Genomic DNA, 10,781 nt, shown 5'->3' with positions numbered 1-10,781 from the left:
CGTCTATACAGGCGCTGGATAATTAACGGCCACCGCCCAGATCGAGGAACGTACCGGTGGTGTAGGAAGCCTTGTCCGACAACAGCCAGATAATCGCTTCCGCCACCTCATCCGGACGGCCACCACGGGCCATCGGAATACCGGACTCCAGCTTGCTGACCCGGTCCGGGTCGCCGCTCAAGGCATGGAAGTCAGTGAAGATATAACCGGGACGCACCGCGTTGACGCGAATACCCTCGCCCGCCACTTCTTTTGACAAACCAATGGTGAAGGTATCCAGGGCGCCTTTGGACGCTGCGTAGTCGACATATTCGCCCGGCGAGCCCAGCCGCGCCGCCACCGACGACACGTTGACAATGCTGCCGCCCTGCCCGCCGTGCCTTGGCGACATGCGCAGCAGCGCATGCTTGGCACACAGGATGGGGCCCAACACGTTGGTTTTCATGACTTTCAGGATACGGAACTCGGACATCTCATCGACCCGCGATTTGTGCCCCACGGTGCCGGCGTTATTGACCAACGCCGTGACACGGCCCAACTCGGTATCCACGCGGTGAAACAGCGCGATCACTTCATCCTCGATGCTGACATCCGCCCGTACAGCGATAGCCTGTGCACCCAATGCACGCACCTGTTCCAGCACGCGCTGGGCCGCTTCTTCATCCGACTGATAGTTGATGCAGATGCGATAGCCCTGCCGGGCAGCCAACAGTGCCGTCTCGGCGCCGATCCCACGGCTACCTCCGGTGATGATGACGACTTTATCCATGGGTGCTGCCTCCTGAATCAACCAAACGTTTAGGGTTGAGTCCAAGAATACCCGTCACACGTCGTTTTTGTCAGGCGCGGCTGCGTCTTCGGCACGCTGGATATCGGCCATGAAGCCATCCGCCGGCAAAGGGTGGCCCAACAAGTAGCCCTGCAGGGAGTTGCACCCCAGGCGTGTGAGAAAACTTTGCTGGACGTCGGTCTCCACCCCTTCGGCAACGATGCGCAGCCCCAGGGCCTGGCCCAGCGCAACAATGGCCGAAACGATGGCCGCGTCGTCGCTGTCGTGCTCCAGGTCGCGCACGAAACCGCGGTCGATCTTCAACTCGTTGGCCGGCAGGCGTTTGAGGTACATCAGGCTGGAGTAGCCGGTGCCAAAGTCATCGATGGACAGGTCCACGCCCATGTCCGAGAGCTGCTGCAAGACCGTCATGCTGGCATCGGCATCGCTCATGGCGGTGGTCTCGGTGATTTCCAGGGTCAGGCTGTTGGCCGGCAACTGGTGGCTGGCCAGGGCTGCCGCGACACTCTTGACCAATCCGGCATGACAGAACTGTAACGCCGACAGGTTCACCGCGATCCGCCAGTCTTTGTAGCCCTGGGCATACCAAATGGCCATCTGGCGACAGGCTTCATTGAGCACCCACTCACCGATGGGAATGATCAAGCCGGTCTTTTCCGCCAATTCGATAAACGTGACAGGCAGCAACAAGCCCTGTTGCGGGTGCTCCCAACGCAGCAACGCTTCAGCACCCACTGCGCGGCCACTGATGGCATCGAATTTGGGTTGGTAATGCAGGCAGAACTGCTGATGTTCGAGGGCGTTGCGCAAGTCCTGTAACAGCTGCAACTGTTTGCGCGCATTGGTGTTCATCGACACATCGAAGAAGCTGTAGCCATTCTTGCCCATGCTCTTGGCGTGATACATGGCGGCATCGGCGTTCATCAGAAGTTCTTCGGGGTTATTGCCATTGCCCGGGAACAGGGCAATACCGATACTGGCGGAGATCTTCAGCTCATGCCCGGCCACTGTGAACATGCGGTTGATCAGGGCGACCTGACGTTCGGCCAGGCCCATGGCGTCGTCCGGCTGCATCAGTTGCACCAGCAGCACGAACTCATCGCCACCGATACGGGCCAGGGTGTCCTGGCTGCGCAAGTCCTCGCGCAGGCGCAATCCCACCTCACGCAACAACTGATCACCCATGTGATGACCGAAGGCATCGTTGACCGGTTTGAAACCGTCCAGGTCAATAAACATCAAAGCGAAGCAGCTACCCTGCTCCGTCACCGCCTGCATCGCTTGCTGGATACGGTCGGAAAGCAACGTGCGATTGGGCAGGCCGGTGAGCATGTCGTGTAAAGCCAGGTGGGTCAGTTCCTGGTTGGCCAGGGTCAGGGAGTCGGCAAGCACGGCGGTGCGCGCCTCCAGGCGGGCATCCAGCAAGGAGGTCAACAGGGCAATGATCAACACCGAGAGGCTGGTCACCAGCACCAGATAGTCCAGGCCCTTGCCACTCAACCCCGACAATGCAGCGCCGCAAAAACTATCGTCGGCAAACTGAGCGGCCGCCATGCCGGTGTAGTGCATGCCGACGATCGCCACCCCCATGACCACGGCCGCGCCTGCACGTGTGAAGCGTACATAGGGCGTGTTGCGGCGCAGGTTGAAAGCGATCCACAACGCAGCGCCGGAGGCCACCACCGCAATCAGCAACGACGCGCCAAACAGCGCAGGGTCGTAGTCAATGCCCGGCGTCATGCGCATGGCCGCCATGCCCGTGTAGTGCATGCTGCTGATGCCAGCGCCCATCACCAACGCGCCGAAGGCCAGTTGCCACAGGGGCAGGCGTTGCTGGCTGACCAGCCATAACGCAAAGCCGCTGGACAATATCGCGATCAGCAACGACAACGCGGTGATGCCTACGTCAAACCCCAGCGCAAACGGCAGGCGCAACGCCAACATCCCGATGAAGTGCATGGACCACACACCCACGCCCATCGCCAATGCACCGCCGGCAATCCACAAATAAACCGCACGACCCTTGGTGGTCGCGATGCGGCCTGCCAGGTCCAACGCGGTATAGGATGCCAGGATCGCCACGAACAGGGAGATCACGACCAAAGAGGGGGAATAACTACCGATAAGCATGGGGTTTCTCAGAACCGACGGGCCTGAAACGCCCGTACCAGATGGCAAAGTGGGCGATTGTAGCGAGAATAATTATGGGGGGGTTGATTAATTATCAGAAAGCCATTATAGGCATTTTGACGTCAATCTACCGGCTTGGGAAGGTGGGATTTTGGTTCGGTCCTGATGGGGATCCTGGGGCAGAACTCGATCAAAAATGTGGGAGCGGGCTTGCCCGCGATAGCGGTGTGTCAGTCACCGGATACTTGGCTGAACCACCGTATTCGCGAGCAAGCCCGCTCCCACATTTTGATCTACTTGCATCAGGGAGATAGCAATCGGCTCTGGTGCTGCTTGAAACCTCAATCAGTCCTTGTCCACTACCGACGTGTGCCCATCCCACCCCCCGCCCAGCGCCGCGATCAACTGCACACTCGCCACCAACCGCGTTTGCAACAGCGTCAACACGGTACGCTCATTGCTGAGGGCCGTGGCCTGCACCGTGACCACATCCAGGTACGCAATCAACCCCGCCTTGTACTGGTTCTCGGTCAGCCGCAACGATTCACGCGCCGATGCCAACGCTTCATTGCTGACCACCGCCTCGTCCTCCAGCACCTTCAACTGCACCATGTAGTTTTCCACTTCACGGAAACCATCGAGCACGGTCTGGCGGTACTTGGCCACAGTCTCATCATAAGTAGCCACGGTACGGTCGACTTCCGCCGAACGCTGGCCGCCGTCGAACAAGGTCATGGCCAGTTTCGGCCCCACCGACCAGAACCGGTTCGGCAGGCTGATCCAGTCGGCGTAGGTGCTGCTGGAATAGCCACCCGCCAGGCTCAAGGTCAGATCCGGGTAATAAGCGGCTTTCGCCACCCCGATATTGGCATTGGCGGCAATCACCGAACGTTCGGCAGAGGCGATGTCCGGACGGCGCTCAAGCAACTGCGACGGCACGCTGACGGGAACCTGCGGCAATGTGGGAATGGTCTTGCTCACAGCCAGGTTGAAATTGGCCGGTGCCTCGCCGATCAATACGGCGATGGCGTTTTCCAGCTGGGCGCGCTGCCAGATCAGGTCAATCAGGCTGGCCTGGGTGGTCTTGAGTTGGGTTTGCGCCTGGGCGATGGCCGCCTTGTCCGACACACCGGCGCGGTATTGGTTTTCGGTCATTTTCAACGAGCGCTGGTAAGTATCCAGCGTGGCTTGCAGCAGGCGGGTCTGTTCATCCATGACGCGCAATTGCAGGTAGTCCTGCACCAGTTCCGATTGCTGGCTCAAACGCATGGCCGCCAAGTCCGCCGAACTGGCCTCGGCGGTCGCTTCGTTGGCTTCCAGGCCACGGCGCAGCTTGCCCCAGACATCCGCCTCCCAACTCACGCCCAACTGGGTATTGAGGGTGTCGCGAATACCACTGCTGGAGCTGCTGAGGCTGGCGTTGCTGCTGCCGGTGCCTTGGCTGGCGCGGGTTTTCCCGGCACTCAGGTCCACCGTCGGGAAAAACGCCCCCCGGGCACTGCGTACCTGGGCCTGGGCCTGGCGGAAGCGCGCTTCGGCCTGGGCCACGGTCTGGTTGGAGTTGTTCAGGCGTTCGACCAATTCATTCAGTTGGCGATCACCGTACAGCTCCCACCACGCGCCACGGGCCAGGGAGTCGCTCGGCGTGGCCTGGCGCCAGCCCTGGGCTTGCTTGAATTGTGCAGGTTCGGCCACTTCCGGGCGTTTGTAGTCGGGGCCGATGGCACAAGCGCTGAGCAAGGCACCACACAGCACCAAGCCGGCCACGCGGGAACCACGGGGCATGCTCATGGCCAATTTGGCAAACGTTGAATCGGTCATAGCGCAGTGTCCAAGGCAGCATCGGTACGCACGCCGCGCCAGGCGTTGAAACGATGGCGCGCGCGGTCGAGATAGAGGTAGACCACCGGGGTGGTGTAAAGGGTCAGGATCTGGCTGAACACCAGGCCGCCAATGATGGTCAGGCCCAACGGTTGGCGCATTTCCGCGCCATCGCCCGCGCCGAGCAGCAACGGCAAGGCGCCAAGGATGGCCGCGAGCGTGGTCATCAGGATCGGCCGCAGACGCAACAGGCAGGCGCTGCGAATCGATTCTTGCGGGCTCATGCCGTCATGGCGCTCCAGTTGCAGGGCCAGGTCGATCATCAGGATCGCGTTTTTCTTCACCACACCAATCAGCAGGAACAACCCCAACAAGGAGATCAGGCTGAACTCGCCGCCCAGCAAGTAAATGGAGAGCAATGCCCCCACACCCGCCGACGGCAAGGTCGAAAGGATGGTCAGCGGGTGAATGTAGCTTTCATACAGAATACCCAGCACCAGATACACCGCCACCAGCGCACCGAGGATCATGAACGGCTGGCCCTTCTGGGTCGCCGCGAAGGCATCGGCGGTGCCGGCCATCTTGGCGATCACGTCCTCAGGCAAACCGAGCTTGGCAATCGCCCGCTCGATAGCGGCGGTGCCCTGCTCCACCGTCACCCCAGGTGCCATGTCGAACGCAATGCTTTCCGAGGCGAACTGGCCTTCATGGCTGACGCGATCATTCGCCAGGCTGTTCTCATAGTGTGCGATGGTCGACAACGGCACCCGCGCGCCCGTGGAGGTGATCACCTGCATCTGGTTCAGGGTGATCGGGTCCTGGGCGTATTTCGGGTTGACCTCCATCACCACCTGATACTGGTTGAGGCTGTCGTAGATGGTGGAAATCTGCCGCTGGCTGTAGGCGTTGTTCAATACCGCCGTGACCATGTTCATGTCGATGCCCAGGCGCTTGGCCTGATCGCGATCGACCACCAGTGTCACCTGGGCAGCGCCACGGCCTTCACGGGCGTCGATGGCGGTCAGCTCCGGCAGCTCGCGAAAGGCGGCGACCACTTTCGGGTACCACAGGCGCAACGCCGCCAAGTCTCCGCTTTGCAGGATGTAGGAGTACTGCGCACTGGACTGGTCGCGACTGCCGCCAAATTGCAGGTCCTGGTCGGCCATCAGGAACAACCGGCCACCCGGCACCAGCGGGACCTCCTTGCGGATACGCTCGATCACCGCCTGGGCCGAGATCTTGCGTTCGGCGATGGGCTTGAGCCGCACCAGCATCACCGCGTTGTTGGTGCCGTTGTTGCCGCCGATGAAGCCGGCCACGCTGAGCACGGCCGGGTCCTTGAGGACGGCCTTGCGGAAGGTTTCCATCTTTGGCTGCATCACGCCGAACGACAGCCCGTCATCACCGCGCACAAAGCCGATCAACTGGCCGGTGTCCTGCTGCGGCATGAAGGTCTTCGGCACTACCACGTACAGCGCGATGTTCACCCCCACGGTGATGAACAGGCTGAGCAGCGTCAGGCGCCGATGACGCAACACCCAATCCAGGCTAGTGGCGTACGCCGCGACCATACGGTCGTTGACCTTATGGCTCCAGCGCTGCAAGCCGGTCATGTGGCCTTTGACATGGGGCTTGAGCCAGCGCGCGCAGAGCATCGGGGTCAACGTCAGCGACACCACCAGCGAAACGATGATCGCCGCTGACAAGGTCACGGAAAACTCGCGGAACAGGTTGGTGACGATGCCGCCCATGAACAGGATGGACAGGAACACCGCCACCAGCGACACGTTCATCGAGAGCAAGGTAAAGCCGACTTCCTTGGCCCCCAGGTACGCCGCCTTCATCGGCGGCACGCCGTCGTCGATGTGCCGGGAAATGTTCTCCAGCACCACGATGGCATCGTCCACCACCAACCCAGTGGCGAGGATCAAGGCCATCAGCGAGAAATTGTTCAAGGAGAAGCCGTACAGGTACATCACCGCGAAGGTGCCCACCAACGACACCGGCACCGCCAGGGTCGGGATCAACGAGGCGCGGAAGTTACCCAGGAACAGGTACACCACCAGCACCACCAGGGCCACCGCAATCAGCAACGTCATCTCGGCTTCATGCAAGGTCGCGGTGATCACCGGTGAGCGGTCCATGGCCAGGTTGAGCTTGACGCTGGACGGCAGCACCGCCTGCAACGCTGGCAGCTGAGCCTTGATCTGCCGGACCGTTTCGATGATGTTGGCGTCGGACTGACGGTTGATCACCAGCAACACCGCCGCATCGTTGTTGAAGAAGCCGCTGTTGTAGCGGTCCTCCACGCCATCACTGATCTTTGCCACATCCCCCAGGCGCAGGGCGGCGCCGTTCTGGTAGCGAATCAGCAGCGGTTCGTAGTCCTTGGCCTTTTCCAACTGGTCGTTGGCCTGGATCTGCCAATTGCGCTCACTGTCTTCCAGGGAACCCTTGGGACGCCGCTGGTTGGCATTGGCGATGGTGTTGCGCACATCGTCCAACGCCACGCCGTACTGGTCGAGCGCCTTGGGCTCCAGCTCGATGCGGACCGCCGGCAGGGAGCTGCCACCGATCTGCACTTCACCGACCCCTGGCACCTGGGACAGGCTTTGGGAAAGGATGGTGGAAGCCAGGTCGTAGAGTTCTCCCTTCTTCAACACGTCCGATGTCAACGACAGCACCATGATCGGTGCCTGGGACGGATTGACCTTCTTATAGGTGGGCATGCTGCGCATGCCACTGGGCAACAAGTTGCGCGAGGCGTTGATGGCCGCCTGCACTTCCCGCGCCGCGCCATTGATGTCCCGGTCGGAATCGAACGCCAGGATCACCCGCGTGGAACCCTGGCTGGAGTTGCTGCTCATGGTCGTGATGCCGGCAATCGAGCCGAATGAGCGCTCCAACGGCGTCGCTACCGTAGACGCCATTACCTCGGGACTCGCGCCGGGCAAGCTGGCCGACACCACGATCACGGGGAAATTGATCTGTGGCAACGGCGACACCGGCAACAGATTGAAACTGACGCCGCCGAGCAACAGGATCGCCAGGCTCAGCAGCATGGTAGCGACCGGCCGGCGAATGAAAGGTCCGGACAGGTTCATGACTCAACCGGCTCCAGGCTTTGCGGCTCTTTGCGCCAGCGACGGCCAAGACGGTCGAAGTACAGGTAGATCACGGGTGTGGTGAACAGGGTCAAGACCTGGCTTACCAGCAAACCGCCGACCATCACCAGCCCGAGCGGCTGACGCAATTCTGCGCCGGAACCGGTAGCCAGCATCAGCGGCACCGCACCGAACAACGCAGCCAGAGTGGTCATCAGAATCGGCCGGAAGCGCAACAGCGCCGCCTGGTAGATGGCGGTCTGCGGGTCCAGGCCCTGGTTACGCTCGGCGTCGAGGGCGAAGTCGATCATCATGATCGCGTTCTTTTTCACGATACCGATCAGCAGGATGATGCCGATGATCGCGATCATGCCCAGGTCATTGCCGCTGAGCAGCAACGCCAACAATGCCCCCACCGCGGCCGACGGCAAGGTCGACAAGATGGTGATCGGGTGAATGTAGCTCTCGTACAGCACACCCAGCACGATATACATGGTGACCACCGCCGCCAGGATCAGCAGCAAGGTGCTCGACAGCGAAGCTTCGAAGGCCTGTGCCGCACCCTGGAACTGGGTCTGCACGCCCACCGGCATGCCAATGTCTTTCTGGGTCTGGTTGATCAGCTCCACACCTTTGCCCAGCGCCACGCCAGGGGCCAGGTTGAACGACATCATCACCGCCGGGAACTGGCCGATATGGGCAATCGCCAGTTGGGCCTGGCGCTGTTCCACATGGGCCAGGCTCGACAGCCGCACCTGGCCGCCGTCGGTGGTTTTCACGTGGATCTGGTTCAAGGCCGCAGGGCCGAGGTTTTCACCGGATTGCGCCTGTAGCACCACGCGGTACTGACTGGCCTGGGTGTAGATGGTGGAAATCTGCCGCTGACCGAAAGCGTCGTACAACGCATCGGTGATGGTCGAGACGCTGACGCCCAGGCGCGAGGCTGCATCGCGGTCGATCACCAGAAATACTTGCAGGCCCTTGTCCTGCAGGTCGCTGGCGACGTCGGTAAGCTCTGGCATCTGGCTGAGGGCGTGCACCAGTTTGTCACTCCACAGCGCCAGGAGCTCGGCGTCCGGCGAGGACATGCTGAACTGGTACTGGGTGCGGCTGACGCGGTCTTCGATGGTCAGGTCCTGCACCGGCTGCATGAACAGGCGGATGCCCACCAGCTTGTCGATTTCCGGTTGCAGCCGGGTGATCACCTGGGCTGCGCTCAGGTCACGCTTCCCGTGGGGCTTGAGGTTGATCAGCAGACGGCCGCTGTTGAGGGTGGCGTTATCACCATCCACACCAATGTAGGACGACAGGCTTTCCACCGCCGGATCGGCCAGGATGATCTTGGCCAACTCCTGTTGACGCTGGCTCATGGCCGCAAAGGAAATCGACTGCGGCGCCTCGGAAATGCCTTGGATCACCCCGGTGTCCTGCACGGGGAAAAAGCCCTTGGGCACCACGAGATACAGAAATACCGTCAAGCCCAAGGTGGCGATGGCCACCAATAAAGTCAGCGGCTGGTGCTTGAGCACCCACTGCAACTTGCGCCCGTAGGCTTCGATCAACCAGTCGATCCAGGCGCCGCTGGCCTTGTAGAAACGGCCCTGCTCTTCTTCCTTGGGTTCGCGCTTGAGCAACCGCGCGCACATCATGGGCGTGAGCGTCAGGGAGACGACCAGGGAAATCAGGATCGCCACCGCCAGGGTGATGGCGAACTCGCGAAACAATCGCCCGACCACATCGGCCATGAACAGCAGCGGAATCAGTACTGCAATCAGCGACAGGGTCAGGGACACCAGGGTGAAGCCGATCTGCTTGGCGCCCTTGAGTGCTGCGGCCAGCGGCGTCTCGCCTTCCTCGATATAACGCGAGATGTTCTCCAGCATCACGATGGCATCGTCCACCACAAAACCGGTGGCGATGGTCAGGGCCATCAGCGTCAGGTTATTGATGGAGAAACCTGCCAGGTACATCACGCCGAAGGTGCCGACCAGCGACAGCGGCACGGCGATGGACGGAATGATCGTGGCACTGAAGCGGCGCAGGAACAGGAACGTCACCATCACGACCAGGGCAATGGCAATGAGCAATTCGTGTTGAACGTCAGTGACGGAAGCACGGATGGTCTGGGTACGGTCGGTGAGCACCGTCACATCGAGACCGGCCGGCAGGTTATCGGTGATGCTCGGCAGCAACGCCTTGATGCGGTCCACCACTTCGATCACGTTGGCACCGGGTTGGCGCTGGATATTCAGCAGCACCGCCTGGTTTTCATTGGCCCAAGCGGCGAGACGTTCGTTCTCGGCACCATCGACGATCTGCGCCACGTCTTTAAGACGCAGCGGCGCTCCGTTGTTGTAGGCCAGGATCAGCTCGGCGTACTGCTGGGGCGAAACCAACTGGTCGTTGGCGTCGAGCATCGACACCCGGGTCGGCCCGTCAAAATTACCCTTGGGCTGGTTGACGTTCGACGCGGCGATCAGGGTACGCACGTCCGACAGGTTCAAGCCATTGGCCGCCAGGGCCTCAGGGTTGACCTTGATACGCACGGCCTGACGCTGACCACCGGCGATGCTGACCATGCCGACGCCGCTGATCTGGGCGATTTTCTGCGCCATGCGCGTGTCGACCAGGTCATTGAGCTTGGGCAGCAACATGGTCTTGGAGGTGATCGCCAGGGTCAGCACCGGGGTGTCCGCGGGGTTGACCTTGTTGTACACCGGCGGCGCCGGCAGGTCCTTGGGCAGCAGGTTGGTGGCGGCGTTGATCGCGGCCTGCACCTGCTGCTCGGCGACATCCATGTTGATGTCGAGGTTGAAGCGCAGGGTCAGCACCGACGCACCGCCGGAGCTGGTAGACGCCATCTGGGTCAGGCCGGGCATCTGTCCGAACTGACGCTCCAGGGGCGCCGTGACCGCGCTGGTCATTACGTCCGGACT

At 61.3% G+C, this 10,781-nt stretch carries 5 protein-coding genes; all 5 read right to left on the bottom strand.

What is annotated here, in order from left to right:
- Positions 1 to 22 precede the first annotated feature (22 nt).
- The gene (locus ACRESD_RS22945) at positions 23 to 769 is read right to left on the bottom strand and encodes an SDR family oxidoreductase (RefSeq protein ID WP_431752996.1); all 747 of its coding nucleotides are present in this window, start codon (positions 767 to 769) and stop codon (positions 23 to 25) included.
- 54 nt (positions 770 to 823) lie between these two features.
- Positions 824 to 2,920: a putative bifunctional diguanylate cyclase/phosphodiesterase gene (locus ACRESD_RS22940; protein WP_431752995.1), complete on the bottom strand. Its 2,097-nt coding sequence runs from the start codon at positions 2,918 to 2,920 to the stop codon at positions 824 to 826.
- A 345-nt stretch (positions 2,921 to 3,265) separates the two neighbouring features.
- A complete protein-coding gene (locus ACRESD_RS22935) occupies positions 3,266 to 4,741 on the bottom strand; it encodes an efflux transporter outer membrane subunit (protein ID WP_431752994.1) in 1,476 nt (491 codons plus the stop codon).
- Positions 4,738 to 7,845 carry an efflux RND transporter permease subunit gene (locus tag ACRESD_RS22930; protein ID WP_431752993.1) on the bottom strand — a complete coding sequence of 1,036 codons (3,108 nt, stop codon included), beginning with the start codon at positions 7,843 to 7,845 and terminating at the stop codon, positions 4,738 to 4,740. The genes ACRESD_RS22935 and ACRESD_RS22930 overlap by 4 nt, the downstream gene beginning before the upstream one ends.
- The coding region (locus ACRESD_RS22925) for a multidrug efflux RND transporter permease subunit (RefSeq protein ID WP_431752992.1) at positions 7,842 to 10,781 on the bottom strand (2,940 nt) is incomplete at its 5' end. The genes ACRESD_RS22925 and ACRESD_RS22930, both read right to left, overlap by 4 nt.

Origin of the sequence: Pseudomonas sp., assembly GCF_050739995.1 — a bacterium.
Taxonomy (GTDB): Bacteria; Pseudomonadota; Gammaproteobacteria; order Pseudomonadales; family Pseudomonadaceae; genus Aquipseudomonas.
Note: the sequence above shows the minus strand (reverse complement) of the source record. Positions and strands in the feature narration are given on the sequence as shown.